Origin of the sequence: Labrys miyagiensis (assembly GCF_030160835.1) — a bacterium.
In the GTDB taxonomy this organism is placed as follows: domain Bacteria; phylum Pseudomonadota; class Alphaproteobacteria; order Rhizobiales; family Labraceae; genus Labrys; species Labrys miyagiensis.
The window spans coordinates 296,612-315,824 of the sequence record NZ_BSPC01000028.1; the positions used below are offsets into that span (position 1 = coordinate 296,612).

The 19,213-nt window shown below is 65.5% G+C and carries 15 protein-coding genes, 1 pseudogene and 1 riboswitch; of the genes and pseudogenes, 6 read left to right on the top strand and 10 right to left on the bottom strand.

The window, feature by feature from the left end:
* Positions 1-67 precede the first annotated feature (67 nt).
* The 7 genes from QQL24_RS17585 to QQL24_RS17615 form a co-directional block, all read right to left on the bottom strand.
* Positions 68-1,003, bottom strand: a complete 936-nt coding sequence (locus tag QQL24_RS17585) for an ABC transporter permease (protein WP_284313580.1) — start codon at positions 1,001-1,003, stop codon at positions 68-70.
* Positions 1,004-2,074 carry an ABC transporter permease gene (locus QQL24_RS17590; RefSeq protein WP_284313581.1) on the bottom strand — a complete coding sequence of 357 codons (1,071 nt, stop codon included), beginning with the start codon at positions 2,072-2,074 and terminating at the stop codon, positions 1,004-1,006. It lies immediately after the preceding gene.
* Positions 2,064-3,587: an ABC transporter ATP-binding protein gene (locus QQL24_RS17595; RefSeq protein ID WP_284313582.1), complete on the bottom strand. Its 1,524-nt coding sequence runs from the start codon at positions 3,585-3,587 to the stop codon at positions 2,064-2,066. The genes QQL24_RS17590 and QQL24_RS17595 overlap by 11 nt, the downstream gene beginning before the upstream one ends.
* A gap of 60 nt (positions 3,588-3,647) precedes the next feature.
* The gene (xdhC, locus tag QQL24_RS17600; protein ID WP_284313583.1) at positions 3,648-4,682 is read right to left on the bottom strand and encodes a xanthine dehydrogenase accessory protein XdhC; all 1,035 of its coding nucleotides are present in this window, start codon (positions 4,680-4,682) and stop codon (positions 3,648-3,650) included.
* A gap of 107 nt (positions 4,683-4,789) precedes the next feature.
* The gene (gene xdhB, locus QQL24_RS17605) at positions 4,790-7,105 is read right to left on the bottom strand and encodes a xanthine dehydrogenase molybdopterin binding subunit (RefSeq protein WP_284313584.1); all 2,316 of its coding nucleotides are present in this window, start codon (positions 7,103-7,105) and stop codon (positions 4,790-4,792) included.
* Positions 7,095-8,570, bottom strand: coding sequence for a xanthine dehydrogenase small subunit (gene xdhA / locus QQL24_RS17610; RefSeq protein WP_284313585.1), 1,476 nt, complete (start codon positions 8,568-8,570; stop codon positions 7,095-7,097). The genes xdhB and xdhA overlap by 11 nt, the downstream gene beginning before the upstream one ends.
* Positions 8,571-9,014: 444 nt before the next feature.
* A complete protein-coding gene (locus tag QQL24_RS17615; protein WP_284313586.1) occupies positions 9,015-10,223 on the bottom strand; it encodes an O-succinylhomoserine sulfhydrylase in 1,209 nt (402 codons plus the stop codon).
* A gap of 34 nt (positions 10,224-10,257) precedes the next feature.
* Positions 10,258-10,338: riboswitch (SAM riboswitch) on the bottom strand.
* A gap of 78 nt (positions 10,339-10,416) precedes the next feature.
* Here QQL24_RS17615 and QQL24_RS17620 point away from each other — a divergent pair.
* The 4 genes and pseudogenes from QQL24_RS17620 to QQL24_RS17635 all read left to right on the top strand — a co-directional run.
* The gene (locus tag QQL24_RS17620) at positions 10,417-11,499 is read left to right on the top strand and encodes a 2'-deoxycytidine 5'-triphosphate deaminase (protein WP_284313587.1); all 1,083 of its coding nucleotides are present in this window, start codon (positions 10,417-10,419) and stop codon (positions 11,497-11,499) included.
* A 45-nt stretch (positions 11,500-11,544) separates the two neighbouring features.
* Positions 11,545-11,931, top strand: coding sequence for a hypothetical protein (locus QQL24_RS17625; protein ID WP_284313588.1), 387 nt, complete (start codon positions 11,545-11,547; stop codon positions 11,929-11,931).
* Positions 11,932-11,941: 10 nt separating this feature from the next.
* Positions 11,942-12,316, top strand: coding sequence for a hypothetical protein (locus QQL24_RS17630; protein WP_284313589.1), 375 nt, complete (start codon positions 11,942-11,944; stop codon positions 12,314-12,316).
* A 263-nt stretch (positions 12,317-12,579) separates the two neighbouring features.
* Positions 12,580-13,048, top strand: a pseudogene (locus tag QQL24_RS17635) (ABC transporter permease); the annotation flags it as partial.
* 24 nt (positions 13,049-13,072) lie between these two features.
* On the opposite strand, the gene tehA reads toward QQL24_RS17635, so the two are convergent.
* The 3 genes from tehA to tpiA form a co-directional block, all read right to left on the bottom strand.
* A complete protein-coding gene (gene tehA / locus QQL24_RS17640; protein ID WP_284313590.1) occupies positions 13,073-14,047 on the bottom strand; it encodes a dicarboxylate transporter/tellurite-resistance protein TehA in 975 nt (324 codons plus the stop codon).
* Positions 14,048-14,196: 149 nt separating this feature from the next.
* Positions 14,197-14,664 (bottom strand): GNAT family N-acetyltransferase, encoded by a 468-nt coding sequence (locus tag QQL24_RS17645; protein WP_284313591.1) that lies wholly within the window; start codon positions 14,662-14,664, stop codon positions 14,197-14,199.
* Positions 14,661-15,425 carry a triose-phosphate isomerase gene (tpiA, locus tag QQL24_RS17650; protein ID WP_284313592.1) on the bottom strand — a complete coding sequence of 255 codons (765 nt, stop codon included), beginning with the start codon at positions 15,423-15,425 and terminating at the stop codon, positions 14,661-14,663. Before tpiA ends, QQL24_RS17645 begins: the two co-directional genes overlap by 4 nt.
* A 250-nt stretch (positions 15,426-15,675) precedes the next feature.
* Between tpiA and QQL24_RS17655 the strand changes: the two genes are divergently transcribed.
* Together QQL24_RS17655 and trpE are read left to right on the top strand one after the other, a co-directional pair.
* Positions 15,676-17,571, top strand: a complete 1,896-nt coding sequence (locus tag QQL24_RS17655; RefSeq protein WP_284313593.1) for a peptidylprolyl isomerase — start codon at positions 15,676-15,678, stop codon at positions 17,569-17,571.
* Between the two features lie 9 nt (positions 17,572-17,580).
* Complete coding sequence (gene trpE / locus QQL24_RS17660; protein WP_284313594.1) at positions 17,581-19,092, top strand: anthranilate synthase component I; 1,512 nt, start codon at positions 17,581-17,583, stop codon at positions 19,090-19,092.
* Positions 19,093-19,213 lie beyond the last annotated feature (121 nt).

Genomic DNA, 19,213 nt, shown 5'->3' on the forward strand with positions numbered 1-19,213 from the left:
TGTCGGGCCGCGAACAGATCCGAACTGCCGGGCCACGGCCCAAACCCGGCAGGGAAACTCTTTCCTCTCAGCGATCCGGCACGAAAGGCGTGCCGAGCGAGGCCGGCGCCGCGCCTCCCCTGCCTTTGCCGCTGGAGATCATCACCAGGACGATGACGGTGGCGAGATAGGGCAGCGCCGTCCAGAATTGCGGCGGCCACACCAGCCAGGACGGCAGCGAGGCGCTGAGGGCCTGCATGTGCAGGTTGCCGATCCAGATCGCGCCGAAGAAATAGGCGCCGATCAGCAGGCGCCAGGGCCTCCAGGAGGCGAACACCACCAGCGCCAGGGCGATCCAGCCGCGTCCGGCCGTCATGCCCGTGCCCCAGAACGGCGTATCGGCGAGCGAGAGATAGGCGCCGGCAAGGCCCGCGCAACCACCGCCGAACAGCACCGCACCGAAGCGGATGAGACGCACGGGATAGCCAAGCGCATGAGCCGAGGCATGGTTCTCGCCGACCGAACGCAGGATCAGGCCGCCGCGACTGCGGTAGAGGAACCACCAGACGGCGGCGACCAAGGCGATCGAAATATAGACCAGCGCATCCTGGCCGAAGACTATCGGGCCAAGGAGCGGGATGTCGCTGAGGCCGGGGATGTGGAGCGAGGGAATCTTCGGCCGGTTCAGGCCGACGAAATTGGTGCCGAGCAGATCCGACAGGCCAAGGCCGAGAATGGTCAGCGCCAAGCCCGAGGCCACTTGGTTGGCGGCGAGGCCGAGCGTCATCAGGGCGAAGAGCGAGGAAAAGATCATGCTGGCGAGGATGGCGGCGATGAAGCCGAGAATGGCGCTGTCGGTCGTATAGGCTGTCGCAAACCCGGCGATCGTGCCCATAATCATCATGCCCTCGACACCGAGATTCAGCACGCCGGAACGCTCGACCACGAGTTCGCCGATCGCCGCCAGCACGAAGGGCGTCGAGGAGGTGATGATGGTGAGGATGATGGCTTCTGCAAGATTCATTCAGGCCACCTTGACCTCAGAGGCCATGACGCGCACGCGGTAGAGAATAAGCGTGTCGCAGGCGAGCACATAGAAGAGCAGCAGGCCCTGGATCACACTGGTGATGCCGATCGGCACCTTGAGCGCGATCTGCGCCGCCTCGCCGCCAAGATAAGAGAGCGCCAGGAGAAGCCCCGCCAGCAGGATGCCGATCGGGTTGAGCCGCCCCAGGAAGGCGACAATGATTGCGGTGAAGCCATAGCCTGAAGCAAAGGGGATCTGCAGCATGCCCATGGTGCCGTCGGCAACGCTGATGCCGGCAAGGCCCGCCAGGCCTCCCGACACCGCGAACACGAACAGCGTCATGCGCGTCGGCGAGAAGCCGGCAAACAGGCCCGCGCGTGGGGCCTGGCCGAGCACACGGATCTCGAAACCCTTGAGGCTGCGCCAGAGCAGGATGGCGGCCGCCGCCACGATGACCAGCGCGAACACCGCATCGAGATGGATCGGGCTGCGGCGGAACAGGGCCGGCAGCGTATTGTCGAAATTGGCGGTGAGCGGGAAATTGAGGCCGGCCGGATCGCGCCAGCGCCCGCGCACCAGATAATCGAGGATCTTGTCGGCGATATAGACCAGCATCAGGCTGGTGAGGATCTCATTGGTGTTGAAGCGCGTCTTGAGGAGAGCGGGGATCAAGCCCCAGAGCGCACCGCCGGCAATGCCGCCGAGGAGGATAAGCGGTTCGGCGTAGAAGGGTGTCTGCCCCTGGAAGGCGAGCGCGATGCCTCCGCCCACCGCCGCGCCGATGATATATTGCCCCTCGGCGCCGATGTTCCAATTGTTCGAGATGTAACAAAGGGACAGGCCGACGCCCATGATCACCAGGGGCGTCGCGCGCACCACCAGTTCCTGCACGGTGCGCCAGCCGGTGAGCGGCTTGATGAAATAGACGTAGAGGGACTCGACCGGTCCATGGCCGTAGAAGGAGAAGATGATCGCCGCCGACACGACGGTGAGGCCGATGGCGATCAAAGGCGAGAGCAGTGCCATCAAGGTGGAGCGCTCGGGCCGCTTTTCCAGTTCAATGCGCATGGCCGGAGCCTCCCATCAGGAGGCCGATCTTTTCCAGACTCATTGCCGCCACCGGCTCGGGAGGCGAGAGGCGGCCGTCGTGGATCACGGCGATATGGTCGGCCACCTCGAAGATCTCGTCGAGATCCTGGCTGATCACGATCACAGCAGCGCCACGTCGGGAAAGGTCGATCAGCGCCTGGCGGATCAGCGCGGCGGCGCCGGCATCGACGCCCCAGGTCGGCTGGTTGACCACGAGCACCTTCGGCTCGCGCAGCATCTCGCGCCCCACCACGAATTTCTGCAGGTTGCCGCCCGAGAGCGACCCCGCCTCCGGATCGGGCTTGCCCTTGCGCACGTCGAAGACTTTCGAGATGTCCGCCGCCTCGCGCGAGGCCTTGCCCATGTCGACCATGCCATAGGAAACGAGGCCATTGGTGGCATGGCCGGTGAGCAGCGTATTCTGCGACAACGTCATGCGCGGAGCCGCAGCATGGCCGAGGCGCTCCTCCGGCACGAAGGCGGCGCCGAGACGGCGGCGCTGGGTGATATCGAGGGCGCCGGAAGGCTTGCCGTCGATCTTCACGGCCTCGCTGCTCCCGGCGGCGCGCTCGCCCGAGATTGCCGCGAAGAGCTCGCCCTGCCCATTTCCGGCGACACCGGCAATGGCGACGATCTCGCCGCCCCGCGCCTGCAGCGCAATATCCCGCAGCGGCGTGCCATGCAGGTCCTCCGGCGCCAGGCTGAGCCCCTTGAGCTCCAGCCGCACCGGGCCACTGGCATTGGCAAGGCGGCCATGCTCGATCTTGGCGACATCGGCACCCACCATCATGCGGGCCAGGCTCGCGGCCGTCTCCTGGCGCGGATCGCAGGCAGCGACCAGCTTGCCGTGGCGCAGCACGGTGGCGGTCTGGCACAGGCGCTTCACCTCTTCGAGCCGGTGGGAGATATAGAGCACCGCCCTGCCCTCGCCGGTGATGCGCTGCAGCGTGACGAAGAGCTGGTCGGCCTCCTGCGGGGTGAGCACGGAAGTCGGCTCGTCGAGGATGAGGAGCTTGGGGTTCTGCATCAGGCAGCGCACGATCTCGATGCGCTGGCGCTCGCCCACCGAGAGCGTGTGCACCGGGCGGCGCGGCTCCAGCGGCAGGCCATAGGCGGCGGAGACGGCGGCGATCTTCTCCTCGACATCGCGCAGCCTCGTGCCGGGCGGCTGCGCCAGCGCGACATTTTCCGAGACACTGAGATTGTCGAACAGTGAGAAATGCTGGAACACCATGCCGATGCCGATCGCCCGCGCCGCCGCCGGCCGCGCCAGATGGATGGGCTGGCCCTCCCACAACAACTGGCCTTCATTGGGCTGCAGCAGGCCGTAGAGGATCTTGACGAAAGTCGACTTGCCAGCGCCGTTCTCGCCCAGCAAAGCATGGATCTCATGCGGCATGATCTTGAGATCGATGCCGTCATTGGCCCGGAGCGAGCCGAAGATCTTTACGATGCCACGCGCTTCGATCAGCGGCGTCTCGGTGTCCAACATTGCTGCCACATTCATGGTCGTGCCCAATTCATAGGCGGTATTATGCGGCTTGCGAAGGGCTCAGACATTACGAAGCGGCTTTTCCCCAACTGAGCGATGTGGAACCGGCGCCTTCCTAGGCTGAGCCGGAGCCAGGGCCGCTCGCTTGCTCTCTACGAGCAAGATCTGGGCCACGACCGAGGCGGCGATCACCGCCGGTTCCTTGCCCTCGATGCCGGGAATGCCGACAGGGCAGACCATGCTGTCGATGGCAGCCTGAGTCAGCCCCGCCTGGCGCATCTGCGAGACGAAGCGCGCCCGCTTGGTGCCGGAGCCGATGACGCCGATATAGGCAAAGCGGGCGGCGGCGAGTGCGGCCGAGGCAATGGCGAGATCGAGCGCATGGCTGTGCGTCATGATCAGGATGCGGGCATCATCCGGCGCGCTGGCCAGGATCCGCTCCGGCTCGGCCTCCCGCCTCAGGATGACGCGCTGCGGCACATGGCTCGGAAAAGCCTCGGGCCGGGGATCGCACCAGACCAGGTCGAGCGGCAGGGGCGCCAAGGCCAGTATCAGGGCGCGGCCGACATGGCCGGCACCGAAGAGATAGACCGCCGGGTTCTGCGGCCCCAGGCTCTCGACCAGCCGGCCATCGGGCAGCAGGCGTTCGCTCTCGCCCTCCGGCAATAAGGCAGCTTCCGCCGCATCGGCCCAGCAGCGCAGATAGGTGCCGTGAGGCTGGGGCATGCCGATGACGACACGGCCACCGGCAGCGGGTGGTTCGACCAGCCCAGCCAGCCAGGACAGATCGTCCCGCTCCAGCCGCTCCAGCATCAGCTTGACGCGTCCGCCGCAGCACTGGCCCAGATCCGGGCCGAGCGCCTTGTCGAGCGTCCGCATCCGGCTGCTCCCACCGGAGAGCAGCGCCTGTGCCTCGGCAAGGGCCTGCCATTCCAGCGCGCCGCCGCCGATCGTGCCGGAGAAGGCCCCATCAGCGCGCACCGCCATGCGCGTCCCCGCCTCACGCGGGCTCGAACCACGCACAGCCGTGATGGTGACGAGCACGGCCCGGCCGTCCCGTTCGATCATGGCTTTTAGCGTGTCGAAGATGGTCATCGGCACCTCATGGAGTGGCGGTCCTCGACCGCCATTCTTGGATCCGGGTCATTCATCGGACAGGATGATGGCGGTCGGAGACCGCCACTCCATTCTCAGATATCATTTCAACTAGGCCGCATAATGGCCTTGATTGCCTTCAATATTTCCTCAGGGGTGGCCGGTGCGTTCAGCAGAACCGGTGCACCCGGCGCCAGGCTGTGGATGGCATCGGCAATGGCCGAGAACACCGAGATCGGCAGCATCAGCGGCGGTTCGCCCACGGCCTTGGAGCGCCCCACCACATCCTCGCGATTCTGGTTGTCATAGAGCGCCACCCGGAAATCGGCGGGGATGTCGCCGGCCGTCGGGATCTTGTAGGTGGAGGGCGCGTGGGTGGTGAGGCGCCCCTTGCTGTCGAACACCAGTTCCTCGGTGGTCAGCCAGCCCATGCCCTGCACGAAGCCGCCCTCGATCTGGCCGATATCGATGGCCGGATTGATCGAGCGCCCGACGTCATGGAGGATGTCGACCCGGTCGACCTTCATCTCGCCGGTGAGCGCGTCGATGGTGACTTCCGAACAGGAAGCGCCATAGGCGAAATAGAGGAAGGGCCGTCCCCGCCCCGCCGGGCGGTCCCAATGGATCTTGGGCGTACGGTAATAGCCCGTCGAGGACAGCGAGATGCGCGCCAGCACGCATTGCCGGGCGAGTTCGTTGAAGTCGATCTTCTTGTCGCCTGCCATGACATGGCCGCCGCGGAACTCGACCGACTCGGCCGCCACGCCAAACTCGCCGGCGGCGAAGGCGGCCATGCGGTCGCGGATCGCGCGCGCCGCGATGCGGGCAGCCATGCCGTTGAGATCCGTGCCCGAGGAGGCGGCCGTAGGCGAGGTGTTGGGCACCTTGGCGGTGGAGGTCGCCATGATCTTCACGCGGTCGACGCCGATGCCGAAGACATCCGCCGTCACCTGCGCCACCTTCTGGTAGAGCCCCTGCCCCATCTCGGTGCCGCCATGGTTGAGATGCACCGAGCCATCTGAATAGACATGCACCAGCGCGCCGGCCTGGTTGAGATGGATGAGGGTGAAGGAGATGCCGAACTTCACCGGCGTCAGCGCGATGCCCTTCTTCAGGATGGCGCTGGTCTCGTTGAAGGCGGCGACCTGCCTGCGGCGCACCCGATATTCCGAGCTCTTCTCCAGCGCCTCCACCAGGTCGAGCATGACATTGTCCTCGACGGTCTGGCCGAAGGGCGTGACATCCCGACCGGGCGCATAGAAATTCGCCTTGCGAACATCGAGCGGATCGCGGCCGAGCCGCCAGGCGACGGCATCGATGACCCGCTCGATCCCCATCATGCCCTGCGGCCCGCCAAAGCCGCGGAAGGCGGTATTGGAGACGGTATTCGTCTTCATGCGCCGCGTGGCGATGCGGCAATCGCCCAGGAAATAGGCGTTGTCCGCATGGAACATCGTGCGATCGCAGATGCCGAGCGACAGGTCGGCCGAATAGCCGCAGCGCGCGGCATAGGTGATGTCATAGCCGCCGATCACGCCCTCATCGTCGAAGCCGACATCGTAATTGACCAGGAAGTCGTGGCGCTTGCCCGTCATCGCCATGTCGTCGTCGCGGTCGAGCCGGAGCTTGCAGGGTTTGCCGGTGACACGGGCGGCGAGGGCTGCCAGCGCCGCCCACTGGCTGGCCTGGCTCTCCTTGCCGCCAAAACCGCCGCCCATGCGGCGCACGGCGCATTCCACCGCCGCATCCGGCACGCCGAGCACACGGGCGACGACGTGCTGCACCTCGCTCGGATGCTGGGTCGAGGACAGCACATGCATGTCCCCCGCCTCGCCCGGCGACGCCAGCGCGACCTGACCTTCGAGATAGAAATGCTCCTGCCCGCCCACACGTATCGAGCCCTGCAGGCGGTGTTCGGCCTTGTCGAGCGCCGCCTCGGGGTCGCCCTGGCCGAAGGCATAATCGGGCATCACCTCGCCGCCATGGTCGAGCGCCTCGTCGACGCTGACGATGGGTGCGGCCTCCTCATAGGTGATCCGGGCCAGCAGACCGGCCCGCCGCGCTTCGTCGCGCGTGCGGCCGACTATGCAGAACACCACCTGGGAATGGAACTCGATGCGCTCTTCGGCAAGGCAAGGATCGACATCGAAAGGCACGGGCGAGACGTCGTTCTTGCCCGGTACGTCGGCCGCCGTCAGCACGGCGACGACACCGGGCGCCATGCGGACCGCATCGAGATCCATGGCAAGGATCTCGCCGGCCGCGATGGTGGCGCCCACAGGCACGACATGCAGCGTTCCCGCCGGCTCCAGCACGTCGTCGATATAGAACGCGGCACCAGCCACATGCCGTGTGGCGGAGTCATGCGGCAGCGCCTGCGAAACAGAAGCGGTATCGGGGGAAATCGCGGGCTTATGCAGCATCGGCGCGCTCCCTGCGGCCAATCAGCCGCGTTTCAGAGCTTTCGGCGCCGGCGATCTCGACCAGCGCCTTCATCAACAACGCCCGCGCCACTTCGTTCCGATAGTCGGCCGAGGCGCGCATGTCGGAGATCGGCTGGTAGTCGACAGCCAGCGCATCGAGCGCCCTGCCCCAGTTCGACGAGTCGTCGAGCTCGATGCCGGCGAGCGCCTCCTCGGTATGAAGGCCGCGTCTCGGCGTCGCCGCCATGCCGCCGAACGCGACGCGGGCAGAGGCGATGCGCCCCCCGGCCAAGGTGAACTTGAAGGCGCCCATCACGGCCGAGATGTCCTCGTCGAAGCGCTTGGAGATCTTGTAGCAGCGGAAGGCTTCGTCCGCGCCAGGCTTGACCACCGCAAGACCTACCACAAATTCACCGGGCTGGCGGTCCTGCTTGCCGTACCCGATGAAGAAATCCTCCAGGAGCAGGGCACGCCCCTCCTCGCCCCGGCGCAGATAGAGCCTGGCGCCGAGCGCGATCAGGGCCGGTGCGAGATCGCCGATCGGCGAACCATTGGCGATGTTGCCGCCCACGGTGCCAGAGGCGCGCACCTGCGTTGAGCCGAAGCGCCGCATCATTTCGCCAAGGTCGGGATCGATGGCCGCGAGCGCCGGCAAAGCGCGGGCATGGGTGACGGTGGCGCCCATCGAGACGCCGTCCTCGGCAAGGGTCAGCCGGTCGAGCTTCGCCACCCGGCCGAGCCAGATGATCTTCTTCAGATCGCGCAACTGCTTGGTGATCCACAGCCCGACATCGGTGGCGCCGGCCACCAGGGTAGCATCGGGATGCTGAAGATAGAGCCGGGCGAGCGCGTCGACAGAGGCCGGGGCGGCGAAGAAACGCTGCTCGTCGCCCACAAATACGTCCATCTCGTCCTGCAGGTTGAGCAGGGCCTGGCGCTTGCCGGCGCGGGCGCGGGCGAACCTGTCGGCGGGCGCGGCGGCGCAGGCCGATTGGGCCGCGTCGATGATCGGGCGATAGCCGGTGCAGCGACACAAATTGCCCGAGAGCTGATCGGTGATGGCCTGACGGGTCACCGGCCGCGCGCCGTCCTGATAGAGCGCGAAAAGCGACATCACGATGCCGGGCGTGCAGAAGCCGCATTGCGAGCCGTGATGGTCGACCATGGCCTGCTGCACCGGATGCAGCGTCTCGCCCTCTGCGAGGTCCTCCACGGTGATCACTTCGCAGCCATCGACCATGCCGGTCAGGGTGATGCAGGCATTGACGGGTTCGTAGTGGAGCTCGCCGTCGCGGATGCGTCCGAGCACCACCGTGCAGGCGCCGCAATCGCCCTCGTTGCAGCCTTCCTTGGTGCCGACGGCCTGCTTGGATAGGCGCAGATGGTCGAGCAGAGTCTGTCTGGGGTCGAGATCCTCGATGATCTCGACGACATTGTTGCGCAGGTAACGAACGGAATTGCGCATTCACGTGCCCCGACGGAGCGGCCGGCGGCGGGACGCCGCAAGCCGGCTAACATGATACTGCGGGACAAGGGGCAAGCCAAAACGATTCGACGCAAGGCGACCGTTCCGCGTGGCCAGCCCTTCTGTCGATATTTCCAACGCCATGCCGCCGGCTGCCTCCATTTAGAGCAGCCCGATGATTGCCTCTTTTTGTGGCGACGGGAAGAGAAATCTGGGAGCGCGGACATCCTGTGCGCTCTTGGAACCACAGCGTTGGCAGGAAAAGACGCATGCGCTGTGCCGGTCTGAAGACCGGCGTCCTCCACCCAGGTCCAGGGCATGCCGGTCTGAAGACCGGCACACCAATTCCGGCTGCCGCCTGGGGCCGCCGGCATCTCGCCTGCTCTTGCAACTAGGGCGCCAATGAAGAGGGAAGAGCGGACAGGATGTCCGCGCTCTCAAGCCTCACACCGCCTTGTCGAGTGCCTGGCTGAAGTCCTCGATCAGATCCGCCGCGTCCTCGATGCCGGCTGAGAAACGCAGCATGCCCTGGCGGATGCCCATGCCGAGGCGCTGGTCCTCGTCGAAACGCTGATGCGTGGTGGTCGAAGGATGGGTGATCAGGCTCTTGGTGTCGCCAAGATTGTTCGAGATGCGGGTAATGCGTAGCGCGTTGGCCACCTTGAAGGCTGCCGCCTTGCCACCCTTGATCTCGAAGGTCACCAGCGTGCCACCGGCCTTCATCTGGCGGCGGGCGAGTTCGACCTGCGGATGGTCATCGCGGAAGGGATAGATCACCCGCTCGACCGCCCTGTGAGCCGCGAGCGCATCCGCCACCTTGGCGGCGTTTTCGAGCTGGCGTGCCACGCGCAATTCCAGCGTCTCCAGCCCCTTCAGCATCACCCAGGCATTGAAGGGGGAGATCGAAGGGCCGGTCTGGCGCAGATAGGTGTGGACGTAATCGGTAATGAACTTCTCCGAAGCCAGGATCACACCGGCCAGGCACCGGCCCTGCCCGTCGATATGCTTGGTGGCCGAATAGACCACGCAGTCGGCGCCGAGCTGCAGCGGGCTCTGCAGCAGGGGCGTGGCGAAGACATTGTCGACCACCAGCGTAGCCCCAGCGCTCTTGGCGATCCCGGCAATGGCGGCGATATCGAGAATCTCGAGCGTGGGATTGGTCGGGCTTTCCAGGAAGAAGACCTTGGTCTCCGGCCGCACCGCCGCCTGCCATTGGTCGAGTTCGGTGCCGTCGACCAGGGTCGAGTGCACGCCGAAGCGCGGCAGCAGTTCTTCGATGACATAGCGGCAGGAGCCGAACAGCGCCCTGGCCGCGACGACGTGATCGCCGGCCTTGAGCTGCCCTATCAGCGCGGCGGTGACAGCCGCCATGCCGGAGGCGGTAGCGCGTGCCGCCTCGGCGCCCTCCAGCTCAGCCATGCGCTGCTCGAACATCGCCACCGTCGGGTTGGAGAAGCGGCTGTAGATAAAGCCGACATCCTCGCCCTTGAAACGCGCCTCGGCCTGTTCGGCGGTCTCGTAGACGAAACCCTGCGTCAGGTACAGGGCCTCGGACGTCTCGCCATATTGCGAACGCAGCGTACCGGCATGGACGAGCCGGGTCGCCGGGCGCAATTCCCGGGTGGAGCGAGCGGTGGTGATATGCTTGGTCATTTGCGGCGTCCCAATAGCCGCAAGTGGAGCTTTTCAGCTCTTTCCCACGGCCCCTTTAGCAAGTTGTTTTACGTGGCTGCAAGCCGGCCGGCCCAAATCCACCACGACGAAGGCTGTTGAGTAGACCCACTGCCCCGTGGCGTCAATGGATCGTTTCGTCTAGCAAGGCGGGGAGCAGAAAAAAGCGAGATCCATGCACTCCCACGGCATCCTGCCCTCTCAGGCGATTTCGGCCCTTGTCGAGAAGGGCGCCATCCGCATCAAACAGCCTCTGGCGTCGGACCAAGTGCAGCCGGCGAGCCTCGATTTGCGCCTTGGCGCCAAGGCCTATCGCATGCGGGCGAGCTTCCTGCCCGGCCCGCGCGCGACGGTGGCCGAACGCATCGCCGACCTCGCCTTGCACGAGATCGACCTCACCAACGGCGCGGTGCTGGAGACGGGCTGCGTCTATATCGTGCCGCTGCTCGAAAGCCTCGCCATGCCGGAGGGGCTGCTCGCCTCCACCAATCCGAAGAGCTCGACCGGCCGCCTCGACGTCTTTACCCGCGTGATCACCGACCATGCCCGCGCCTTCGACCAGGTCGAGGCCGGCTATGACGGGCCGCTCTATGCCGAGATCGGGCCCCGGACCTTCCCGGTGCTGGTGCGCATCGGCTCGCGCCTGTCGCAGATCCGCTTCCGCCGCGGCGATGCACGCATCGAGGACATGGCCCTGCGCGAATTGCAGCGGCGCATGGGCCTGGTTTCGACGCCCGATCCGGACATTGCCGGCGGCGTCGCCGTCTCCGTGGATCTCACCGGCTTCAATGACGGCATCGTCGGCTATCGCGCCAAGCGCCACACGGCTGTCATCGATGTGGACAAGCGCGGCGCCTGCGACCTGCTCGACTTCTGGGAGCCGATCCCCCATCGCGGCAAGAACGACATGATCCTGGACCCGGACGAGTTCTATATCCTCGCCTCCAAGGAAGCCGTGCATGTGCCGCCGGACTTCGCCGCCGAGATGGTGCCCTTCGATCCGCTGGTCGGCGAATTCCGCGTCCATTACGCCGGCTTCTTCGATCCCGGCTTCGGCTATTCGCCCGACGGCATGGAGGCCGCCCGCGCCGTCTTGGAGGTGCGCTCGCGCGAAGTGCCCTTCATCGTCGAGGATGGACAGATCGTCGGGCGCCTGATCTATGAGAAGATGCTGGAGCGGCCCGGGATTCTCTACGGGGCCGGGCTCAACTCGAACTATCAGGGCCAGGCGCTGAAGCTCTCCAAGCATTTCAGGTGAGCTCGAAAACCCGCAATCATGCCCGTCCACCGCATGGAGCTAGTCATGAAGCGCCTCCCGTTCATCGCCGCAACGGCTCTCTTGATCGGGGCGGTCGGGAGCGGCCCTGCCCAGGCGATGGAATGTTTTGGAGGCTTCACCTGCGAGGAGATCGGCGCTGCTGCCTTCTCCTTCAAGACCGTGCGGGACTGTCCCGCCGATTTCCAGATCAGGCCGGACAAGAAGGCCAAGTTCGACAGAGCCATGAACGCCTTGCTGAATCGACCGATGGCGAAGGTTACCGGCAATGAGGAGTTCTCGACCAAACCAAATTATCATCCGGCGGACGTGTGCGATCGTGCCGCGCGCAAGTTCATGGATGGCTCATCAAGTGTCGAATTCCTGGGTGTCAAGTCAGACGCGATGCGAAGGCTGAAAGCCGGCAGGAAATAGGATTGTGGACATGAAGACCCTTCTCGCACTCACCGCCGTGTCCCTCTTGCTCGCGACCACACCTGCCCTCACCCAGCAGGAGTGCATGCCGGGTGTGAGCTGCCACCTGATGGCGGAGGCTTCGGTGTCCTTCGGCATCGTGCGGGATTGCCCGGCCAATTTTGCCATCAAGCCGGAGTTGAAGTCGAGCTATGACGACATCATCCGTGCCCTGAAGAGCGCGCCCGCGAAAAAGGGCGGCCAGCCGCTCTCCTCCAAGCGTCAGCCGGTGGCGCCGGGCCTGTGCGACAACGTCGCCCGCAAGATCCTCAAGGGCACGACGAATATCGAGTTTCTCGCCGTGAAGCCGGATGCGGCCGCTCGCTTGATGCCGAGTGTGAAGTAGAGCGACGATCATTCTGACAATACAGACATAATTTTCGCATCGTGGCGAGGCCTTGAGAGCGTTTGAAGTTGCGCGCCGGACATCGTCATCCCGGGCGACCAAAGGGAGACCCGGGATCCATGAACACCGTCCCGTGAACCATGAACGCCATCGTACAAGGGCCAGTGTTCTTGGATTCCGGCGCTGCGCTTCGCTTCGGCCGGAATGACGAGGCTCAGATGCTCCGCAAGAACCTTCACGACGACGAGAGCCGTATCGTTGCACCTCTCCTCGTGCCGCCCGTGACCTATGGCATTCCGCTCACCACCGTGCTCTACAAGGTCGGCCTCGGCAGCACGCTCGCCGGCATCATCATCGCCAATCTCGTGCCGGCCCTGCCCTTCGTCATCCTGGTGATGATCCCCTTCATCGAGCAGATCGATCCGAGGCTCGATCTTCCGGCATGTGCTGATCCCGCTGCTGCTGCCGGGTGCCCTCGCCGCCCTGCTCCTCGTCATGGTGCGTACCATCGCCATGTTCGAGCTTACCTTCCTCATCGCCGGCTCCGACAGCCAGACGCTGGTGGTTTCGCTCTACGCGGCCGTCACCGCCTCGGGTGTACGGGCGCCACAATCGATCGACGCCATGGCGGTGATCTACATGCTGAGCACGCTGATTTGGCTGGTGATCGCGCTGCGCTTCATCAATCCGACGCAGATGGTGACGCGGGTGAAGAAGCAACCGGCGCATTGATTTGGCGACGGCGATCGTAGCGGGTCAGGCCTTCGTCGGCTGCGGCGCAGGTGGCAACAGCCGACCGCGGATCAGGAGGTAGAGGCTGCCGATGGCGAGGATCCCGATCACGATATTGGCGATGGCGAAGAGGATCGGTGCCAGCACCAGCATGGGTTGACTGCCGCCTTCCCCCGCGAGGCGAATGACCGCGGTCGGCAGGGCGGCGGCGCCGAAGCTGAAGCCCCAATAGCCGGGCGAGAAGGGTTGCGCCATGATCCAGGGCAACAGCCGCAGCAGGATGAGGCCCTGCAGAATGGCGTAGCCCACCAGCGCCGTGGCGAAGACATCGCCGTGCCCACCGCTGACATTGAGATAGGCGACCGCCCCAACCGCCGGCGGAGCCAGCTGGATACCGAGGCTCGGCCGCAGACGCTCGACCAGGGCAGGCGCATGCAGCAGGCGATTGACCAGCACGGATTCGATCGCAAGCCAGGAGAACAAGCCGCCGCCGAAAGCAAGCTGCCCCCAATCCGGCCAGCCGAGTGCCACGAGTGTCGAAGCCGTTACGAAACTGCCCGCAACGGTCGGCAGATAGAGAATGGCCGTTGCCGTCGAGAGGTCGCGCCCGCCGCGCCACAGGCCGCCCGAGCGGTAGACCGCGAACACAATCGCCCCGAGAGTACCTAGTGTCCCCAGCACCAGCGCTGCGCCGCGGGAATAGGGCAGAGCCGCCTGCGCCGTCAGCATTGTCGTCACTGGAGCCAGACCGATGAAGCAGCACTGGATGGCGTCGGCAAATTCGGCCTTCGCTTCGGACGAGGCGAACAGCCATTTGGCGGCGAACAGCACGATGAGCAGCGCCCATACAAGTGCGCCCACCGTGAGGATCACCTCCGATATGCCCGATGGCAGCTGCCACAGTCTTTCGGCGCCTCGCCACAACAGACCGAGCGCGAGAAGTCCGAGGGGAATCCCGAAGAAGGCGGCTGGCGGGTAACGGAAGCTGGCTGGCGTCATCGATCTCTCCCAGGATCTCTCCTTGATTGTGCTCGTGACAATAGCCGATTAAGGCATCCGATACGTCGCCGCGCGGCGCAAAAATCTCGCTGCATGGATCAGGCCGGAGGCCGTCATGGACGAGAATGCCCGGGCCTGTCCCGGCAACCTTACAACGGCTTGACCATGCGCAGCGTCTCCACCGCAAAGCCGTTCTTTTCGTAAAAGCGCCGCCCGCGGCCGTTGCTGGCGAAGACATCGAGCGACAAGGCCGCATAGCCCTTGTCCCGGGCCCAGGCCTCGGCGCCGTCCAGCAGCAGCCGGGCGACGCCCTGCCCCTCCGCCGCCTCGACAACGGCCAGCAGCGCGATATAGCCGATGCTCCTGCCAGTGATGCCATCGGGTCCGGGCAGAGCATGCAGGAAGCCGAGCCGCTCGCACCCCTCGCCTTCCGCGATCAGGGTCAACGAATCGGGTGGAGGATCCCTGAGATTGGCGGCCGAATAGGCGTCCTGGAAGGCGGCGATATCGTCAGCCTCGTGCAAGGTGGTCTCGATCACGCCCGCAAGGCGGCTGCCGAGGCCGAGCATGAAGCCCATGTCCTCTTCACCAGCCGCCTCGCGGATGCGTGCGCTCATCCGCGATAGGCCGCAGCGATGCCGAGGAAATCGGCTGCCTTGAGCGAGGCGCCGCCAACCAGGGCCCCGTCGACATTGTCGACGCCCATCAATTCGGCCGCGTTGCTTGGCTTGCAGGAGCCGCCATAGAGGATGCGAACGTTGTGGCCTTCCTCGCCAAGCGCGGCAATGAGCTTGGCCCGGATGAAATCATGCACTTCCTTGATGTCGCCGGTGGTCGGCGTCAGGCCGGTGCCGATGGCCCAGACCGGCTCATAGGCGATGACCACATTGGCCCCGGTGGCGCCGGGCGGAAGGGAACCTGCAAGTTGCACGTCGACGACTTCGAGCGCCTTGCCCGATTCGCGCTCGGCGCGGGTCTCGCCGATGCAGATGATGCCGATGATGCCGGCCCGCTGCGCCGCTTCGGCCTTCGCCTTCACATCGGCATCGGTCTCGCCGTGATCGGTGCGCCGCTCGGAATGGCCGACGATGACATAGCTCGCGCCGCAATCCTTGAGCATCTCCGCGGAAATGTCGCCGGTATGGGCGCCCGACGGCTTGGCATGGCAATCCTGCGCGCCGATCTTGATGTGCTGGCCGGCAGCGGCTGCGGCAAAGCGGGCAATCAGCGTGAAGGGCGGGCAGATCAGCGTTTCGGCATGGCCGGCGCCACCACCGGCAATGCCGGAGGCAATGGCCTCAAGCTCGCCGACTCCCTTGAGGAGACCGTTCATCTTCCAATTGCCTGCAATGAGCGGGCGCGGCCGGGTCGCAGTCATGCTCTCTATCCTTCCTTGTCGAATGGCTGGGGGTGATTACCAACCTGCCTTTGTATGAGCAAGGCGTCGGAGGCATATCGCGGCGGGATCTCTACCTTAAGTGCCCGCAGCCGGAAGGTTGAAGGCGCTGTGCAGAGGTTACAAGAAACACATCCGCCCACCATTGCGACGCCACGCCCTCATCCCTATGATGCGCGGCTTTTCTGGGGGAGGCTGCCGGCCGCTCCCGCCTGATGGAACCAAGACACCTATGCTGAGCTCATTCCGCAATGTTATGACCAAGGGACCAGCCAAGATCGTTACGGCTGTGATCATGTTTCTCTTGATCGGAAGCTTCGGCTTGTGGGGTGTCGAGGGCTGGCTCCACGGCAACAGTTCCACCGATGTCGCTACTGTCAGCGGCACCCCGATTTCCGGCAATGCCTTCAGCGAGGCCTATCGGCGCCGCACGACCATGATCACCCAGGCCACCGGCCAGGCGGTGACGCCCGATCTCGCCCGCAGCCTGCAGATCGACAAGCAGGTGCTGAACTCGCTGGTCGCCGACACCGCTCTCGACGTCCAGGCCAAGAGGCTCCACCTCGGCCTCGATCAGGCCGCGATGGTCCAGGCGGTGATGAATGACCCGAACTTCCAGGTCACCCAGCCCGGCAAGCCGCCCGTCTTCGATGCCAGCACCTTCCGTCGCCTGCTGCAGGACAACGGCCTGAACGAGGCCATGTTCTTCGCCCAGCAACACGAGTTCTACCTTCGAAGCCAGATGAACGAGGCTTTCGCCGTGGGCGGCCCGGTGTCACAGACCATGCTGCAGGCCGCGGCCCGCTTTGCCCAGGAGAAGCGCAATATCTCCTATTTCGTGCTGCCGCAGGGCTCCGTCGGCGATGTCGGCCAGCCGGACGCGGCCGCGCTGCAGAGCTATTACGACGAGCACAAGGGCCAGTTCCGCACCAAGGAACTGCGCAGCCTCACCTATCTGCTGGTCAATCCCGAGCAGATCGCTTCCGCGACGACCGTGACGGACGCCGATGTCCAGGCCCGCCTCGCCACCGAAAACGACAAGGGCGCCGGTCTCGAGCAGCGCACGGTCGAGCAGATCGCCTTCCCTTCGCTGGATGAGGCCAAGGCCGCGGCAGCGCGGATCGCGTCCGGCCAGATTACCTTCGAGGGCCTGGTGGCCGAGCGCAAGCTGGCGCCCGAGGACATCGATCTCGGCACCGTCTCCAGATCGCGACTCACCGACGCCAAGATCGCCGACGCGGCGTTCGGCCTTGCGGAAGGGGCCACCTCCGGCGCGGTGCAGGGCACGCTCACCAATGTCATCCTGAAGGTCACCAAGGTGGTCACGCCTCAGGACGTGGTGCGCGCCGAACTGCTGCAGCAGCGGGCGCAGGAAGCGCTGAGGAACCTGCGCGATACCATCGAGGACGAGCGCATGGGTGGTACCCCGCTCAAGGATATCGCGACCAAGCTGAAGCTGCAGGCTGTGAGCGTGCCAGCGGTCGATGCGCAGGGTCTCGACGCCTCGGGCAAGCAGGCCGAGATTCCATTGGCAGCACAGGTGGTCCCTGCGCTGTTCAAGACCGAACAGGGCTCCGATCCCGAAGCGATCGATGGTCGCGACCAGGGCCTGATGTGGTTCTCGCTCGACACCGTCGTGCCCTCGCGGGACCGCACGCTCGACGAGGCCAAGGCCGATGTCATCGCTGCCTGGAGCGTCGACGAAAAGGCCAACAGGCTACGCCAGAAGGCCGACGACCTCGTCAAGCAGATGAATGGCGGCAAGACCCTGGAGGAGATCGCCAAGAGCGTGAATGCGCAGATCATGCCGGCCTGGGATCTCACCCGCAACGGCCAGAACGCGCCCGTGCCGCCGGCCACCGTCAGCGCCGTCTTCGCGACGCCTCTGAAGGGCTTCGGCTCCTCGATGGCGGCCAACGGCACCGATCGCCTCATCTTCCACGTCGAGGACAATGTGATCCCGGAGCTTGACCCGAAGGCCGACCAGACCGTCGCCACCGGCAAGCAGCTCACCGCGGCCATCGGCCAGGACCTGATGACGGAGTATGTCGCCAAGGTCCAGGATCAGCTCGGCGTGACCATCAACCAGACCAATGTCGACCGCGTCGTCGGCACCGGCAGCTTCTGAGCCCTGTCCATGCTTCTCGAACCGTCCTTCGAAGCCTTCTCGGCTGACTATGCCGCGGGCAAGGCCCAGATCGTCACGCTGACGCTGGTCGGCGATTTGGAAACGCCGGTCTCCGCTTTCATGAAGCTGGCCGGCGACCGCCCCAACGCCTTCCTGCTCGAATCGGTGGAAGGCGGCGCCACGCGCGGGCGCTACTCGATGATCGGCCTTGAGCCCGATCTGATCTGGCGCTGCCAGAACGGCAAGGCCTCGATCAACCGGCAGGTCTCGGCCGATGTGTTCGAGCCGCTGCAGGGCCACCCCCTGCAGACGCTGCGCGACCTCATCGCCGAAAGCCGCATCGAGCTGCCCGAGGGCGCCCCACCCATGGCGGCGGGCCTCTTCGGCTATCTCGGCTATGACATGGTGCGTCTCGTCGAGGAATTGCCGGCCGACAAGCCCGATCCCATCGGCATCCCCGACGCGATCCTGATGCGCCCCACCGTGATGGTGGTGTTCGACGCCGTGCGCGACGCCATCACGGCGGTGACGCCGGTGCGCCCGCAGCCAGGCGTGAGCGCCAAACAGGCCTTCCTGCGCGCCGAGGAGCGGCTGATGGCCATCGTCGACGGTCTCGACCGCCCGACACCCAAGCTCGCCGAGACCATCGATCTCGACGCCCTGCATGCCGCGCAGATCTCCAACACCAGCGAAGCCGACTATCTCGCCATGGTGGGACGCGCCAAGGAGTACATCAAGGCCGGCGACATCTTCCAGGTCGTGCTGTCGCAGCGCTTCTCCGCGCCCTTCCAGCTGCCGCCCTTCTCGCTCTACCGCGCGCTGCGCCGCATCAACCCGGCGCCCTTCCTGGTCTATCTGCAGCTCAACGGCTTCTCGGTGGTCTGCTCGAGCCCGGAGATCCTGGTGCGCCTGCGCGACGGCAAGGTCACGGTGCGCCCGATCGCGGGCACGCGTCCGCGCGGCAAGAGCAAGGCCGAGGACGATGCATTCGCGGCGTCGCTGCTCAACGATCCCAAGGAACTGGCCGAGCATCTCATGCTGCTCGACCTCGGTCGCAACGATGTCGGCCATGTCGCGGCGGTGGGTACGGTGAATGTCACCGACCGCTTCTTCATCGAGCGCTACAGCCACGTCATGCATATCGTCTCGAATGTCGAAGGCCAGATCGGCTCCGGCCATGACGCCCTCGACGCCCTTGCCGCCGGCTTTCCTGCCGGCACGGTCTCCGGGGCGCCGAAGGTGCGCGCCATGCAGATCATCGACGAACTGGAGCGCGACAAGCGCGGCCTCTATGCCGGCGCCATCGGCTATTTCGGCGCCGACGGCCAGATGGACACCTGCATCGTGCTGCGCACGGCCCTGGTGAAGGACGGCGCCATGCATGTCCAGGCCGGCGCCGGCATCGTCTATGACAGCGTGCCCGCCGGCGAGCAGGCCGAATGCATCAACAAGGCCAAGGCCCTCTTCCGCGCCGCCGAGGAGGCCGTGCGGTTCGCGGGGCAACCGGGACGCGGGCAGTAGCTGGGAGCGCGGATCGTCCGACACTCAGGGGAATCGGGTGAAGAGCGCACGGCAACCCTCTTCTAGGACACGGCTTCGCCTTTCCGCGCCCTGTGCGGGCCGGAGCATGAAGAAGATCGAG